The 14,248-nt window shown below is 73.0% G+C and carries 15 protein-coding genes; 9 read left to right on the top strand and 6 right to left on the bottom strand.

The genetic code is table 11. The annotated features are described in order from the left end of the window. Window positions 1-116 precede the first annotated feature (116 nt). The 3 genes from ACZ501_RS21885 to ACZ501_RS21875 form a co-directional block, all read right to left on the bottom strand. Window positions 117-1,556 carry an amino acid permease gene (locus ACZ501_RS21885; protein ID WP_468797441.1) on the bottom strand — a complete coding sequence of 480 codons (1,440 nt, stop codon included), beginning with the start codon at window positions 1,554-1,556 and terminating at the stop codon, window positions 117-119. Between the two features lie 218 nt (window positions 1,557-1,774). Next, window positions 1,775-3,325: an APC family permease gene (locus tag ACZ501_RS21880; RefSeq protein WP_362460692.1), complete on the bottom strand. Its 1,551-nt coding sequence runs from the start codon at window positions 3,323-3,325 to the stop codon at window positions 1,775-1,777. Window positions 3,326-3,351: 26 nt separating this feature from the next. Further along, window positions 3,352-4,302: a hypothetical protein gene (locus tag ACZ501_RS21875; protein WP_468797439.1), complete on the bottom strand. Its 951-nt coding sequence runs from the start codon at window positions 4,300-4,302 to the stop codon at window positions 3,352-3,354. Between the two features lie 296 nt (window positions 4,303-4,598). Here ACZ501_RS21875 and ACZ501_RS21870 point away from each other — a divergent pair, with 296 nt between their 5' ends. Next, window positions 4,599-5,012: an ASCH domain-containing protein gene (locus ACZ501_RS21870; protein ID WP_362460687.1), complete on the top strand. Its 414-nt coding sequence runs from the start codon at window positions 4,599-4,601 to the stop codon at window positions 5,010-5,012. A gap of 68 nt (window positions 5,013-5,080) precedes the next feature. Here the strand turns inward: ACZ501_RS21870 and ACZ501_RS21865 are convergent, their stop codons facing one another. Continuing rightward, window positions 5,081-6,736, bottom strand: a complete 1,656-nt coding sequence (locus ACZ501_RS21865) for an FAD-binding dehydrogenase (RefSeq protein ID WP_468797437.1) — start codon at window positions 6,734-6,736, stop codon at window positions 5,081-5,083. Window positions 6,737-6,823: 87 nt separating this feature from the next. Between ACZ501_RS21865 and ACZ501_RS21860 the strand changes: the two genes are divergently transcribed. The 7 genes from ACZ501_RS21860 to ACZ501_RS21830 all read left to right on the top strand — a co-directional run bounded on the left by ACZ501_RS21860 (window position 6,824) and on the right by ACZ501_RS21830 (window position 12,065). Then, complete coding sequence (locus tag ACZ501_RS21860; protein ID WP_468797435.1) at window positions 6,824-7,345, top strand: NUDIX hydrolase; 522 nt, start codon at window positions 6,824-6,826, stop codon at window positions 7,343-7,345. A 58-nt stretch (window positions 7,346-7,403) separates the two neighbouring features. Further along, window positions 7,404-7,802, top strand: coding sequence for a YidH family protein (locus tag ACZ501_RS21855; protein WP_361600042.1), 399 nt, complete (start codon window positions 7,404-7,406; stop codon window positions 7,800-7,802). Beyond that, window positions 7,799-8,119: a DUF202 domain-containing protein gene (locus ACZ501_RS21850; RefSeq protein ID WP_361600039.1), complete on the top strand. Its 321-nt coding sequence runs from the start codon at window positions 7,799-7,801 to the stop codon at window positions 8,117-8,119. The genes ACZ501_RS21855 and ACZ501_RS21850 overlap by 4 nt, the downstream gene beginning before the upstream one ends. Window positions 8,120-8,377: 258 nt before the next feature. Further along, complete coding sequence (locus tag ACZ501_RS21845) at window positions 8,378-8,674, top strand: hypothetical protein (RefSeq protein WP_468797433.1); 297 nt, start codon at window positions 8,378-8,380, stop codon at window positions 8,672-8,674. A gap of 108 nt (window positions 8,675-8,782) precedes the next feature. Continuing rightward, window positions 8,783-9,694: an MBL fold metallo-hydrolase gene (locus ACZ501_RS21840; protein WP_361600033.1), complete on the top strand. Its 912-nt coding sequence runs from the start codon at window positions 8,783-8,785 to the stop codon at window positions 9,692-9,694. 116 nt (window positions 9,695-9,810) lie between these two features. After that, on the top strand, window positions 9,811-10,836 hold the full coding sequence (locus ACZ501_RS21835) for a phosphotransferase family protein (protein ID WP_361600030.1): 1,026 nt from the start codon (window positions 9,811-9,813) through the stop codon (window positions 10,834-10,836). Between the two features lie 11 nt (window positions 10,837-10,847). After that, window positions 10,848-12,065, top strand: coding sequence for an acyl-CoA dehydrogenase family protein (locus tag ACZ501_RS21830; RefSeq protein WP_468797431.1), 1,218 nt, complete (start codon window positions 10,848-10,850; stop codon window positions 12,063-12,065). Between the two features lie 24 nt (window positions 12,066-12,089). Here the strand turns inward: ACZ501_RS21830 and ACZ501_RS21825 are convergent, their stop codons facing one another. Then, window positions 12,090-12,461, bottom strand: coding sequence for a MerR family transcriptional regulator (locus ACZ501_RS21825; protein WP_468797429.1), 372 nt, complete (start codon window positions 12,459-12,461; stop codon window positions 12,090-12,092). 60 nt (window positions 12,462-12,521) lie between these two features. On the opposite strand from ACZ501_RS21825, the gene ACZ501_RS21820 reads away from it, so the two are divergent. Then, a complete protein-coding gene (locus ACZ501_RS21820; protein ID WP_468797427.1) occupies window positions 12,522-13,637 on the top strand; it encodes an alkene reductase in 1,116 nt (371 codons plus the stop codon). Here ACZ501_RS21820 and ACZ501_RS21815 read toward each other — a convergent pair. Continuing rightward, a complete protein-coding gene (locus ACZ501_RS21815) occupies window positions 13,634-14,245 on the bottom strand; it encodes a TetR/AcrR family transcriptional regulator (protein WP_361600018.1) in 612 nt (203 codons plus the stop codon). The genes ACZ501_RS21820 and ACZ501_RS21815 overlap by 4 nt on opposite strands. Between the last annotated feature and the right edge of the window lie 3 nt (window positions 14,246-14,248).

Here is a 14,248-nt window from a genome sequence, read left to right as displayed (position 1 = left end):
ATGTGAGAAGGACCCCGCTGAGGCGGGGTCCTTCTTCGTTTTCGCCCCACACACGGGAGAGGCCCCCGGGCCGGGATGCGGGATCCCGGCCCGGGGGCCTCTTGCGTACGGGCCGGTCAGCCGTTGGCGGCGGCCAGTTCGGCGACGCGGCGGCGGACCAGGAACCAGCCGCCGACGAGTGCGGCGGCGATGCCCGGGAGGAACATGACCGTGGTGCGGCCGACGCCGCCGTCGCTCCACATCAGGACCAGGACCGCGGCCAGGAAGACCAGGGTGACGATCTGGGTGTAGGGGGCCCAGGGAAGGCGGTAGGCCGGGCGGTCGAGCTCGCCGTTCTTCGCGCGGCGCCAGAAGAGCAGCGAGCAGAGCATGACCATGGCCCAGGTGCCGAGGATGCCGATGGAGGCGAGGTTGAGGACGATCTCGAAGGCCTCGCCGGGCATCCAGTAGTTCAGGCCGACGCCCGCGACGCCGAAGGCGGCGGTGAAGAGGACGCCGCCGTAGGGGACCTTGCCCTTGTTCATGACGCCGGTGAACTTGGGGGCGGAGCCGGACATGGCCATCGAGCGCAGGATCCGTCCGGTGGAGTAGAGGCCGGAGTTCAGGCTGGACAGGGCGGCGGTCAGGACGACCAGGTTCATGATGCCGGCGGCGCCGGGGACGCCGAGCTTGTCGAACACGGTGACGAAGGGGCTCTGGTCGGCCGAGTACGCGGTGTACGGGAGCAGGAGGGCCAGCAGGACCACGGAGCCGACGTAGAAGAGGCCCACGCGCCACATGATCGAGTTGATCGCCTTCGGCATGATCTTCTCGGGGTTCTCGGTCTCGCCGGCGGCGACGCCGCAGAGCTCGACGGAGGCGTACGCGAAGACCACGCCCTGGACGACGAGGAGCATCGGCAGGACGCCGGAGGGGAAGAGGCCGCCGTTGTCGGTGATGTTGGCCAGGCCGGGGGTGTTGCCGCCGATGTCGTGGCTGGTGGCGACGAGGTAGATGCCGACGATCAGGAAGACGACCAGGGCGGCGACCTTGACCAGGGAGAACCAGAACTCCATCTCACCGAAGTACTTCACCGAGATCAGGTTCGCGGTGAGGACGACGGCGAGCGCGATGAAGGCGAGCACCCACTGGGGGACGTCGGTGAACATCGACCAGAAGTGCGCGTAGGTCGCGGCGGCGGTGATGTCGGCCACGGTGGTGGTGGACCAGTTGAGGAAGTAGAGCCAGCCCGCCGTGTAGGCGCCCTTCTCCCCCATGAACTCGCGCGCGTACGAGACGAACGCGCCCGAGGAGGGGCGGTAGAGGACGAGCTCGCCGAGCGCCCGGACCACGAAGAAGGCGAAGACGCCACACACGGCGTAGGCGATGGCCAGGGAGGGGCCGGCGCCGGCGAGGCGGCCTCCGGCGCCGAGGAAGAGGCCGGTGCCTATCGCCCCGCCGATGGCGATCATGTTGATGTGGCGGGACTTGAGGTCCTTGCTGTAGCCCTCGTCACCGGCGTCGACAGGGCGGGGGGACGCCGTGGCGGGGGGCTCGGTCAAGGTGCGATCGCTCATGCGGAACTTCGCCTTCGTGGGGTCGGACAGGCAGGCCGGGCCGGGCGCGGGAGAGCTGGGTGGGGTCCCCGTGCTGCGGTTCCGGTGATTTTGTCGCCCCAGGAGACCATGAGCTCCGGCTACCCGCCAAAATCGGCCTCATACGCGCGGAAGCCCCCGGCGACCTTGGAAACGGTCTCCGGGGGCTCCCCAGGGGTACGAATGCGAGGCCCGGGGCCTCAGGGGCGCGGGGTGGCCTCCGCGGCCTGGTCGAGCCGGAAGGCCTCGTTGCCCAGGCCGATGCGGGCGTGGACCTCGGGGCGGCGTGATTTGAGCAGCAGCCCGTGGACCAGTCCGCCCAGTGCGGCGACGGCGATGATCGCGGGCAGGGCCCAGCTCAGCGCGGACCCCTCCTCGGCGCCGACCAGCAGGGCGAAGTCCTTGACGGTGTAGACGGCGATGCCGACGAGGGCGAGCCCGGCCAGGCCCGCGGCGGCCAGCCGGCGGACCTGGGCGGCGGCGGTGCCCCGGCGGACGAAGAAGGCGATGACGGCGAAGGAGGCCGCGGCCATCAGGGTGGTCACGCCGAGGGCGCCGACGCTGCCCATCCAGGTGAACAGGTGCAGCACGGGGGCGGTGGGGTCGCCGGTCGGCATCGAGTCCGTGACGGCGAAGAGGAGGACGACCACGGCGGCGACGACGGTCTGCAGGAGGGATCCGGTGGCGGGGGCGCCGGTGCCCGGGTTGGTGCGGCCGAAGCGGGCGGGCAGCAGGCCCTCGCGGCCCATGGCGAAGGCGTAGCGGGCGACGACGTTGTGGAAGCTGAGCATGGCCGCGAACATGCCGGTGACGAAGAGCACGTGCAGGACGTCGGTGAAGGTGGCGCCGAGGCGGCTCTGGGTGAGCTCGAAGAGCAGGCCGGGTCCGGCCTCGGCGGAGGCCTTGGTGATCGCGGCGGGTCCGGTGGCGACCGAGAGGGCCCAGGCGCTGAGGGCGAAGAAGACGGCGACGAAGCCGATGGCGAGGAACATCACCCGGGAGACGACGAGGTGCGGCTTGCTGGTCTCCTCGGCGTAGACCGGGGACTGCTCGAAGCCGACGAAGGCGGCGATGCAGAAGCACAGTGCGGTGCCGAGGCCGGCTCCGCCGAGGGTGGAGGGGTCGAAGGCCTCCAGGGAGAGGCCTTCGGGGCCGGGCTTGCCGAGGGCGGCGAGGTCGAAGACGACGACGAGGGCGCACTCGATGAGGAGCAGGACCCCGAGCACCTTCGCGTTGAGGTCGATCTTGAGCCAGCCGAGGGCGCCGGTCGCGGCGACCGCGAGCAGGGCCGGGATCCACCAGGCGAGCCGGACGTCGAGGTAGGTCGCGAAGAGGCCGGATATCTCGAAGCCGAGGATGCCGTAGACGCCGACCTGCATGGCGCTGTAGGCGACGAGGGCGACGAGGGAGGCGGCCGCGCCGGCGGTGGGCCCGAGGCCGCGGGCGATGTAGGCGTAGAAGGCGCCGGCGTTGTGGACGTGCCGGCTCATCTCGGCGTAGCCGACGCCGAACAGGGCGAGGACGACGCCGAGGATGACGAAGAGCAGCGGCTGGCCGACGATGCCCATGACCCCGAAGATCGTGGGCATGACACCTGCGACGACCATCAGGGGCGCGCTGGCGGCGAGGACGGAGAGCAGCAGTCCGGCGGTGCCGAGCCGGTCGGCACGCAGGGCGCGGTCCTGGCCCTTGTACGTGCGGATCTCGGCCGCGGAGTCGGCTGGGAGCGTGGTGGATCTGCCCGTCGGCATGGCAGGGTCCTTTCGGGGGTGACTGGTCAAGCGGTGCCGAGCGCGGTGCTGCGCGCGGCGAGGAAGGCCTTGTGCGGATCGCGGTCCGGGTAGGACCAGGGCGCGCGGGTGGCGTGGCTTCCGATGCGGTGGAAGAGGGCGGCCGCTTCGGCGGGGCGGCCCTCGCAGAGCTTGGCGTGGGCGAGGAAGTTGAGGTCGACCCGGTTGCGGGGGTGGTCTTCGCGCTCCCATTCCAGCCACCAGTCGAAGGCGGACCGCAGGACCTGGCGGGCGCGGCGGCCGGTCCAGTGCTCGGCGGCGGCCTCGCCGGTGGCGCTGCCGCGGGCGGCGGCGAGGACCCGGAACCGCTCGGCGTGGGCGATCACGGGCAGCACGGCGAGCGGGGAGTCGGCCGGGGACTCCTCGGCGGCCCATGCGGCGAAGTCGTAGACCTCGTGAAGCGGGTCGTGGCCGGAGGCGGGGGCGCGTTCGGCGAGCTTGGCGACCATGAGGTGGTGGGCGTGGTGGTGCTCGCGGTGGCGGGCCCGGACCTGGTCGAAGTGGCGGCTGAACTCCTCCTCGGTGCCGTAGGCGCGGGCGAGCATGAGGAGGCCGAGCCAGGGGGTGGGGTCGGCGGGGAGCAGCGCGGCGGCGCGGCGGCAGGCCTCCTCGGCGGCCTCGGGGCTGCCCTTGCGGCGCAGGGCGGTGAAGACGGAGGCGCAGGCGAGGAGGGTCGCGGCGTCGGCGCTGTCGGGTTCGGCGAGCAGCCACTCGCCGGCCCAGGCGGTCGCGGCCGGGGTCTCGGCGAGGACGACGACGCGGTGGCCGCGGCGGTCCCAGTCGTCGCCGGTGGCGACGAGGAGGGTGCGGGCCTTGGCCCAGCGGCCCTGGGTGAACTGGCTCCGTACGCCGACGAGCTCGGTGTCGCACAGGGCCGGGTCGAAGAGCTGGGCGTCCCGCTTGCGGGCGCGGCCGAGGGGCGGCGGAGGCGGGGACATCCGCGGGTTCCCTCCAGGACGCGGGCGCGGGTGGACTCCGTACGCGGGAGCGCGCACGGCGGTACGGTGTGGCAGGTGGTGCGGGTGGTACACGGGGAGTGCCGACGGCGCGGCTTGATCATGCCGGTGAGCGATCCGGATGATCACACACAGCAAACCGGTAGGCACAGCTCCGAGTCAAGGTCCGGTCCAGCGGGTGGCGCGATTCAACTGGTGATCTAAAGGGGCGAGTTGGGACGCATGCGACGCTTCGAAATTCGAGTGTGACCTGCGGGAACGGTTCGTAGGGTGGTTCCATGACGAGCCGTGACGATCTGCCGCCCTTCGAGCTGGGCTTCCCGGGAGAACTGCGCGACCGGCTGGTGGCCGCCGTGCTGAGCGGGGCGAAGACCACGACGACGGCCCTGCTCAAGGCGTACGAGGCCGAGGGCGAACCGCTGCCCCGGCCCGGGGAGCGCGCGGTGCTGGTTGACTCCGGCGAGCAGCCCCTGGCCGTCGTGGAGCTCACCGACGTCCGGGTGCTGCGGCTGGCCGAGGTCGATCTGCGGCACGCGCTGGACGAGGGCGAGGGTTTCGCCTCGCTGGCCGAATGGCGCTCCGCGCACGAGCGGTTCTGGCACGGCGAACCGTCGCGCACGGCGCTGGGCGACCCGGCCTTCACGGTGGACGACGACACCCTGGTGGTGGCCGAGCGCTTCCGGGTCCTCTAAGGGGGTGTCGTCAACGTGCCACCGGCCAGGAGGGACTTCGACGACACGACCCCGGGGACCCGGCTCCCTCAGGCGACCGCCCCGGCTGCCGCTCGGCCGGCGGCGCGGCCCGAGAAGATGCAGCCGCCCAGGAAGGTGCCCTCCAGGGCGCGGTAGCCGTGGACGCCTCCCCCACCGAAGCCGGCCGCCTCGCCGGCCGCGTAGACGCCGGGCAGGGGGTCGCCGGCGGGGGTCAGGACGCGGGAGGACAGGTCGGTCTCCAGGCCGCCCAGGGACTTGCGGGTCAGGACGGAGAGCCGGACGGCGATCAGCGGGCCCGCGGCCGGGTCCAGGATGCGGTGCGGGGCGGCCGTGCGGATCAGCTTGTCGCCGAGGTACCTGCGCGCGCCGTGGATGGCCGTCACCTGGAGGTCCTTGGTGAAGGGGTTGGCGATCTCCCGGTCCCGGGCGGTGATCTCCCGCCGGACGGTGGCCTCGTCGAGCAGGTCCTCCCCGGTGAGCTCGTTCATCCGGCGGACCATCGCGGACAGGTCCCGTTCCACGATGAAGTCGGCGCCGTGGTCCATGAAGGCCTTGACCGGGCCGGGGACGGACTGCCGGGCGCGGTTGATCACCTCGCGGACGGACTTCCCCGTCAGGTCGGGGTTCTGCTCGGAGCCGGAGAGGCCGAACTCCTTGCCGATGATGCGCTGGTTGAGGACGAACCAGGTGTGGTCGTGGCCGCTCCGCACGATGTGGTCGAGGGTGCCGAGGGTGTCGAAGCCCGGGAAGAGCGGTACAGGCAGCCGCCTGCCGGTGGCGTCGAGCCACAGCGAGGAGGGGCCGGGCAGGATGCGGATGCCGTGCCGGGCCCAGATCGGGTTCCAGTTCTCGATGCCCTCGGTGTAGTGCCACATCCGGTCCTTGTTGATGTGGCTGGCCCCGGCGGCCTCGGTGATGCCCAGCATCAGGCCGTCCACGTGCGCCGGGACCCCGGAGAGCATCCGCGCCGGCGGGGTGCCGAGCCGGGCCGGCCACTGCGCGCGCACCAGGTCGTGGTTGCCGCCGATGCCCCCGCTGGTCACGATGACCGCCTGGGCCCGCAGGCTGAAGGCGCCGACGGCCTCGCGGCTGCTCGCGGTGCCCCGTACGGCGTCCGAGGGCGCGAGGACCTCACCGGTGACGGTGTCCACGGCACCGGCGGTGGCCGACAGCCCGGTGACCCGGTGGCGGAACGCGAAGCGGACCAGCCCGCGGGCCGCCCCGGCGCGCACCCGCCGCTCGAAGGGCTCCACCAGGCCGGGGCCGGTACCCCAGGTGATGTGGAAGCGGGGTACCGAATTGCCGTGGCCGTTGGCGTCGTAGCCGCCGCGTTCGGCCCAGCCGACCACCGGGAAGAAGCGCACCCCCCGCGCGTGCAGCCAGGGCCGCTTCTCCCCGGCGGCGAAGTCCACGTACGCCTCGGCCCAGCGGCGCGGCCAGGCGTCCTCCTCGCGGTCGAACCCGGCGGTGCCGAGCCAGTCCTGGAGGGCCAGGTCGCGGCTGTCCTTGATCCGCATGCGGCGCTGCTCGGGCGAGTCCACGAAGAACAGTCCGCCGAACGACCAGTGCGCCTGCCCGCCGAGGGACTGCTCCGGCTCCTGGTCGAGGAGGATCACCTTGCGGCCCGCGTCGACCAGCTCGGCGGTGGCCACGAGACCCGCGAGGCCCGCTCCGATCACGATCACGTCAGCGTCGTACGTCATGCCTGCCGGTCCTCCGGTCGGTCGGTGGTGGGGCAGATCCTTGGCTACGGAGCGGTAACCAGTCAACAGCGGTGGTTGGATGGCTCCGTGGATCCCGCTGAAGAGGTACTGGACGTGGTGGACCGGGAGGACCGGGTCGTCGGGCAGGCCCCCCGGGGTGAGGTGTACGCCCGGGGGCTGCTCCACCGGTGCGTGTTCGTCCTGGCCAGGGACGTGCGGGGGCGGGTGTTCGTGCACCGCCGGACCGCGTCGAAGCTGGTCTTCCCCTCGTACTACGACATGTTCGTCGGCGGGGTGCTGGGCGCCGGGGAGGAGTACGCGGACGCCGCGCTGCGGGAGGCCGAGGAGGAGCTGGGGGTGAGCGGGCTGGCCCCGCCGGAGCCGCTGTTCAAGTTCCTCTACGAGGGTCCGGGCGGTGCCTGGTGGTCGTACGTCCACGAGGTGCGGTGCACCCTGCCGGTGGCTCCGCAGGCCTCGGAGGTGGACTGGTACACCTGGCTGCCGGAGGAGGAGCTGGACCGGCGGGTCGCGGGCGGCCCGTGGGCGTGGGTGCCGGACGGGCTGGAGGCGTACCGCAGGCTGCGCGCCTTCCGGGAGGGCGGGTCCTGATCCGGCGGGGCACGGCCCGGCGCGCGCCGGGTGCGCGAGGGGGACGTAGATTGGCCACGTGATCGACTTCGTCAAGGACGTGCGGCTCTGGTTCGCACCGGAGCAGCTGCGGGACGAGGGCGAGACGCCGGACTACCGCTTCTCCCTCGCCAACGAGCGCACCTTCCTGGCCTGGATCCGGACCGCGCTCGCGCTGGTGGGCGGCGGGTTCGCGGTGGACCAGTTCCTGCCGGACCTGCGGTGGGCCGTGCGGGTGGGCATGGCCTTCGCGCTGCTGGCGGTGGGTGCGGCCTGCGCGCTGCGGGCCGTGAACCACTGGGTGCGGTGCGAACGGGCCATGCGGCGGGGCGAGGACCTGCCGCTGTCGCGGTTCCCGGTGGTGCTGAGCCTGGGGGTGGGGGTGGTGGCCGCCGCGATGGTGGTGGTCGTGCTGCTGGGCTGGACGGCCGGGCGGTGAGCCGTCCGGCGGCGGCTGGGCGTGACGCGGGGCTCCAACCCGAGCGGACGCGGCTGGCGTGGCGGCGTACGACGCTGGCCTGCTCGGTCACCGCGGTCCTGGCGCTGCGGCAGGCGCTGCACGGGACCGGGTCGAGGGTGGAGGTGGCCGCGGCGGCGGTGATCGCCCTGATCTGGGCGGCCTTCCTGTGGGTGGCGCACCGGCGGGTGCGCCGGCTGGCCGGGGCCCGGCCGCCGGCGCTCGCGCCCCGGGTGGCGCTGGGGGTGGTGCTGTGCTCGGTGGGGCTGGCGGTGTTCGCGATGGCGTTGATCGTCTGAGCTGCTCGTCCGATGGTCCGGCTTCCACCGCGCGACGGCGACACCCGGGCGGACACACCGGGCGATACCGGGCGGGTGCACCAGGCCGTCTCTTTCGGATCTTGCCGGTTAAGCCCGCGTTGTCCGGTGCCGTGCATCGCAAGGCGGAGAGGCTCCCGATTACTGGACGTCCTCGGGTGCCTCGACAACGCGGCGAGGTGCGGTGCCGGGCGACGCGGGTGAGGCAAGATCCGGAAGAGACGGCCTGGCCTCTGCGGCATGACCACGCTGCACCAGGAACATCCCTTGCACGCCCACGAGCACGGCGCCGCCTGCGGGCACTCGGCGGTCGAGCACGGCGACCACCTCGACTACGCGCACGACGGCCACCTGCACCGGCGGCACGCGGGGCACTGGGACGAGTGCGAGGCCCCGACGCACTCCCCGCACGCGGAGCACGGCCACGAGCACGGCGAGGGCTGCGGGCACGACGCCGTCCCGCACGGCGACCACCTGGACTACCTGCACGACGGCCACCGGCACGCCGAGCACGCGGGCCACTACGACGACCACTGACCCGCCCCGGGCGGCGCTCCCGACCCGGTGCCGCCCCCGCTCTCCCCGGCCGGAACCCCGGCTGACAGGATGCTGACCGCCTGTCACAGCGACCCGGGGAGAGCGCCCATGACCGTCGAAGCGCCGTACGTCGTCCAGCCCGCGGCCGGGGTGTACGCCTACGTCCAGCCCGACGGGGGCTGGTGCCTGAACAACGCCGGCTGGATCAGCGACGGCGGGCGGACCCTGCTCGTCGACACCGCCGCCACCCAGCGGCGGGCGCTGGCCCTGCGCGAGGCGGTCGCGGCGGCCGGCGTGCCGATGCCCCGGACGGTGGTCAACACCCACCACCACGGCGACCACACCTACGGCAACGGCGTCTTCGCGCCCGAGGCCGTCGTCGTCGGGCACGACAACGCGCGCGCCGAGCAGCTCGCCGCCGGGCACCAGCTGGAGCTGATCTGGCCCGGGACCGACTTCGGGGCGATAGAGATCACCGCGCCCGACCTGACGTACCGCGACCGGCTGACCCTGCACGTCGGGGACACGGAGGTGCAGGTCATCCACCCGGGCGTCGCCCACACCACCGGGGACTCCGTCGTGTGGCTGCCCGGCCGGCGGGTGGTGTTCACCGGCGACCTGGTCTTCGCCGGGGGCACGCCGTTCCTCGCGATGGGCTCCCTGGCCGGATCGCTGCGGGCGCTGGAGCTGCTGCGGACGCTGGGCGCGGAGACCGTCGTACCGGGCCACGGGCCGCTGACCGACCCCTCGGCGTACGAGGCCACCGAGCGGTACCTGCGGTACGTGGCCGAACTGGCGCGGGAGGGCCGCGAGAAGGGGCTGACCCCGCTGGAGGCGGCGCGGGGGGCCGAGCTGGGCGAGTTCGCCGGTTGGCGGGAGAGCGAGCGGCTGGTGGCGAACCTGCACCGGGCGTACGCGGAGCTGGCAGGCGAGCCGGAGGGGGCGCCGCTGGACATCATGGCGGTGCTGAGGGACATGACGGTGATGAACGGCGGCACGCCGATCCTGTGCCACGCGTGACGTGAGGGCTCCGGCCGGAGGAGTTGTTCCGGCCACCCTCTGGACGGCATACCGACTGGTCGGCATGATGGCGTAACCGACCATCCCGTCGTCGACCCGGTACGGAGGCGCACCCCATGACCCCAGCCGATCCCCGAGGCCTCGATCTGGAACGGCTGCGCGGCCATCTCGACGCTGCCCGGCCCGGGCTCGCGGCCGGGCCGCTGAGCGGCCGGCTGATCGAGGGCGGCCGGTCCAACCTCACGTACGCCGTCACCGACGGCAGCACCCGCTGGGTGGTGCGCCGGCCGCCGCTCGGGCACGTCCTGGCCACCGCGCACGACATGCGGCGCGAGCACCGGGTGATCTCGGCCCTGCACGGGACGGCCGTCCCGGTGCCCGGGCCGGTGCTGCTGTGCGAGGACGAGGAGGTGCTGGGGGCGCCGTTCTACGTCATGGAGTACGTGGACGGGGTCCCGTACCGGACGGCCGGGCAGCTCGCGGAGATCGGCCCCGAGCGCACCCGGCGGGCGGTGCTGGGCCTGGTGGACACCCTGGTCGACCTGCACGCGGTGGACCCGGAGGCCGTCGGCCTGGGCGACTTCGGCCGACCCGAGGGCTTCCTCGACCGCCAGCTGCGCCGCTGGGGCAAGCAGCTCGCGGCCTCCCGGGGGCGGGAGCTCGCCGGGATCGACGAACTGCACGGGGCGCTGGGGCGGGCCCTGCCCCGCTCCCCCGCCCCGACCGTGGTGCACGGGGACTTCCGGCTGGACAACGTCCTGATCGGGGGGCCCGACGACACGATCCGGGCGGTGCTGGACTGGGAGATGTCCACCCTGGGCGACCCGCTGACGGACCTCGGGCTGCTGGTGATGTACAGCTCGGACCTGGGCCTGCCCGCCTCCCCGGTCAGCACGACGAGCGGGGCGCCGGGCCATCCGGCACCGGCCGAGCTGATCGAGCGGTACGCCGCCCGCTCGGGACGGGACACCGGGGCGATCGCCTGGTACACGGCCTTCGCCTGGTTCAAGCTCGCGGTGATCCTCGAAGGCATCCACTACCGCTACACGCTCGGCCAGACGGTCGGCGCGGGCTTCGACCGGATCGGCGAGCTGGTCCCGGTCTTCATCGCACACGGACTGACCACCCTCCAGGAAGGCTAGGAGCCGGCAGCATGGACTTCGCATTCGACAGCAGGACCGGGGAACTCCGCGAGCGGCTCCTCGCGTTTATGGAGGAGTACGTCTACCCGGCGGAGCCCGTCGCCGCCGAGCAGCGCGCGCGGCTGGCCTCGCCCTGGGTCACCCCGGCCGTCTTCGGTGACCTGAAGGCCGAGGCGCGCCGCCAGGGGCTGTGGAACCTCTTCCTGCCCGACGGGGAGTACGGCGCCGGCCTGACCAACCTCCAGTACGCCCCGCTGGCGGAGATCACCGGCCGGAGCCCGCACCTGGCGCCGATGGCCACCAACTGCGCGGCGCCGGACACCGGGAACATGGAGCTGCTCGCGCAGTTCGGCGACGAGCAGCAGAAGAAGCAGTGGCTGGAGCCGCTCCTCGCCGGTGAGATCCGCTCCGCCTTCGCGATGACGGAGCCGGAGGTGGCCTCCTCGGACGCCACGAACATCGAGACCCGGATCGAGCGGGACGGCGACGCGTACGTGGTCACCGGGCGCAAGTGGTACATCTCGGGGGCGATGAACCCGGACTGCAAGGTCTTCATCGTGATGGGCAAGACCGACCCCGACGGCGCCGATCCGCGCCGCCAGCAGTCGATGGTCCTGGTCCCGCGCGACACCCCGGGGGTGGAGGTGCGCCGGGCGATGACGGTGTACGGGTACGCCGACCACGACCACGGCGGGCACGCCGAGGTGGTCTTCGACGGGGCGCGGGTCCCCGCGCGGAACCTGATCGGCGAGGAGGGCGCCGGTTTCGCGATCGCCCAGGCCCGGCTCGGCCCGGGCCGGATCCACCACTGCATGCGGCTGATCGGCATGGCGGAGCGGGCCGTCGAGCTGATGTGCCGGCGCGCGGTGGGGCGTACGGCCTTCGGGAAGGAGCTGGCCGCGCAGGGAGTCGTACAGAACTGGATCGCGGATGCCCGGGTCACCATCGAGCAGCTGCGGCTGCTGGTGCTGAAGACGGCGTGGCTGATGGACACGGCCGGCAACCGGGGCGCGCACACCGAGATCCAGGCCATCAAGATCGCCACCCCGCGTGCGGTCGTGGGGATCCTCGACCAGGCGGTGCAGCTGCACGGGGCCGCCGGGGTCAGCCAGGACCTCCCGCTGGCCGAACTGTGGGCGGCGGCGCGGACGCTGCGGCTGGCGGACGGCCCGGACGAGGTGCACCAGCGCTCGCTGGCCCACCGCGAGCTGCGGCGCTACCGCGCCTGAGCCGGAGGGAGCCGCCCCGCGCCCTCAGACGGTCGCGGGGCGGCCCGACGCCGCCTCGATGACCTCGTCCAGCACGTCGCGGGAGCGCAGCAGATCACCGATCATCCGGTCGATCCGGTCCCGCTCGGTGGCCAGTTCGGCCACCAGCGCGGGCGTGGCGCGCACCGACGGGCCGCCGTCCTCGTCCCGCATGCAGGGCAGGATCTGCGCGATCTTGGAGCTGTGCAGTCCGGCCGCGTAGAGCTCCTGGATGCGGATGACCCGGTCGACGGCCCGCTCGGGGAAGTCCCGGTGCCCGCCGGGCGTCCGGTCGGACGCCAGCAGGCCCTGCTGCTCGTAGTAGCGCAGCGAACGCTCACCGACTCCGGTGCGCGCCGCCAGTTCACCGATCCGCATGGTCACCTCGGGGGAATCAGCCTTGAACCTGACACTGGTGTCAGGTTCTACGGTACCGGCATGACGCAGACACGACAGGGCCTCGCCGCATCCCGCCTCTTCTCCCCCGCCCGTCTGGGCGGCCTGGAACTCCCCCACCGGCTGGTGATGGCCCCGCTGACCCGCAACCGGGCCGGAGCCGACGGGGTCCCCGGAGACCTCATGGCCACCTACTACGCGCAGCGCGCCTCGGCCGGGCTGATCATCGCCGAGGCCACCACTCCCAACGCCGTCGGACAGACCTATCCGCACATCCCGGGCATCCACACCCCGGCGCAGATCGCCGGCTGGCGGCGGGTCACCGATGCCGTGCGCGCCGCCGGCGGGCAGATGTTCCTCCAGCTCCAGCACGGCGGCCGGGTCGGCCACCCCGACACCAGCGGACACGTCCCGCTCGCCCCGTCCGCCGTACGGTTCCCGGAGCCGCTGCACACCCCCGGCGGGCTCCGGGACGCCGTCACGCCCCGCGCGATGACGGAGGAGGACATCGCGTCCACCGTCGCCGACTTCGCGGACGCCGCCCGCAACGCGGTGGAGGCGGGCTTCGCCGGGGTCGAGGTGCACGCGGCCAACGGGCACCTGCTCCATCAGTTCCTGGCGCGGAACACCAACCTCCGTACCGACGCGTGGGGCGGATCGGCCGAGGGGCGGATCCGGTTCCCCGTCGAGGTGGTCCAAGCCGTCGCCGAGGCCGTCGGCCCGGAGCGGGTCGGCGTACGGATCTCGCCCGGGATCGAGGTCAACGGCGTGGAGGAGGGCGACGCCGAGGAGGTCTACCCGGCCCTCGTCACGGCGCTGGCCGAGCTGGAGCCGGTCTACCTGCACCAGGTCCACGCCGACCCGGACCGGCCCGCCTTCGCGGCACTCCGCAAGGCCTGGCCCGGCACCCTGATCGCCAACCCCGTGCTCTCGCACGAGGAGGTCGCCTCCGACGGCGGAAGGCGGCGGGGCGAGCGGCTGCTGGCCGAGGGCGCCGACCTCGTCGCCCTCGGGCGGGGGTTCCTGGCCAACCCCGACTTCGTGGAACGCCTGCGCACGGGCGCCCCGCTCAACCCACTGCGCCCGGAGTCCCTGATGCACGTCCACGGCCCGGAGGGCTACACCGACTATCCGGCGCTCGGCTCCCGGACGGCCTAGGGACGCAGGGAGCGCAGGAGGAGGTCCGCGAGGTGGTCGGCGACCTGGTGGGGGGTGAGCGGGCCGTCCGTGCGGTACCAGGTGGAGAGGTGGTGGACGGAGCCGAAGTAGTAGTCCACCACCAGGTCGGCGGGGGTGGCCGTGGAGAACACCCCGGTGCGCTGCCCCTCCTCGACCAGCGCGCGGAACCGCTCGTGGTAGCGCCGGCGTTCCGCCCGGACCTGCTTGTACTTCTCCGGGCTGAGCTGGTGCATCGACCGGAAGAAGATCATCGCGTCGTCGAGGTTCTCGATCGTGGTGACCACGACGTCGGCGGCGGCCGCCCGCAGCCGCTCCTCGACGGGGGCATCGGATCCGGCCACCGCGTCGAGCCGCTGCTGCTGGAGGCGCAGCATCCGCGCGTACACCTCGTGCAGCAGGTCGTCCTTGGAGCCGAAGTAGTGGTAGAGCGCGCCCTTCGTCACCCCGGCCGCCTCCACGATCTCCTGGACGGAGGTGCGGTCGTAGCCGCGTTCGGCGAAGAGCCTGGTGGCGACGGCCAGCAGCCGCTGCGGCACCGGGGTCTCCCGGTTTCCGTCCTCGGGGCCCTCGGTGGTCCTGGCGGCCATGGT

It is taken from the genome of Streptomyces sp. NPDC034085 (genome assembly GCF_055575555.1).
The sequence above is the reverse complement of the archived record's forward strand: the minus strand, read 5'-3'. Positions and strand labels throughout refer to the sequence as shown.

Bases quoted from the DNA above. Each gene is read 5' to 3' on its own strand.
- ACZ501_RS21885 (WP_468797441.1), bottom strand. From the start codon at position 1,556: ATGAGCGATCGCACCTTGACCGAGCCCCCCGCCACGGCGTCCCCCCGC.
- ACZ501_RS21880 (WP_362460692.1), bottom strand. From the start codon at position 3,325: ATGCCGACGGGCAGATCCACCACGCTCCCAGCCGACTCCGCGGCCGAG.
- ACZ501_RS21875 (WP_468797439.1), bottom strand. From the start codon at position 4,302: ATGTCCCCGCCTCCGCCGCCCCTCGGCCGCGCCCGCAAGCGGGACGCC.
- ACZ501_RS21870 (WP_362460687.1), top strand. From the start codon at position 4,599: ATGACGAGCCGTGACGATCTGCCGCCCTTCGAGCTGGGCTTCCCGGGA.
- ACZ501_RS21865 (WP_468797437.1), bottom strand. From the start codon at position 6,736: ATGACGTACGACGCTGACGTGATCGTGATCGGAGCGGGCCTCGCGGGT.
- ACZ501_RS21845 (WP_468797433.1), top strand. From the start codon at position 8,378: ATGACCACGCTGCACCAGGAACATCCCTTGCACGCCCACGAGCACGGC.
- ACZ501_RS21840 (WP_361600033.1), top strand. From the start codon at position 8,783: ATGACCGTCGAAGCGCCGTACGTCGTCCAGCCCGCGGCCGGGGTGTAC.
- ACZ501_RS21835 (WP_361600030.1), top strand. From the start codon at position 9,811: ATGACCCCAGCCGATCCCCGAGGCCTCGATCTGGAACGGCTGCGCGGC.
- ACZ501_RS21830 (WP_468797431.1), top strand. From the start codon at position 10,848: ATGGACTTCGCATTCGACAGCAGGACCGGGGAACTCCGCGAGCGGCTC.
- ACZ501_RS21825 (WP_468797429.1), bottom strand. From the start codon at position 12,461: ATGCGGATCGGTGAACTGGCGGCGCGCACCGGAGTCGGTGAGCGTTCG.
- ACZ501_RS21820 (WP_468797427.1), top strand. From the start codon at position 12,522: ATGACGCAGACACGACAGGGCCTCGCCGCATCCCGCCTCTTCTCCCCC.
- ACZ501_RS21815 (WP_361600018.1), bottom strand. From the start codon at position 14,245: ATGGCCGCCAGGACCACCGAGGGCCCCGAGGACGGAAACCGGGAGACC.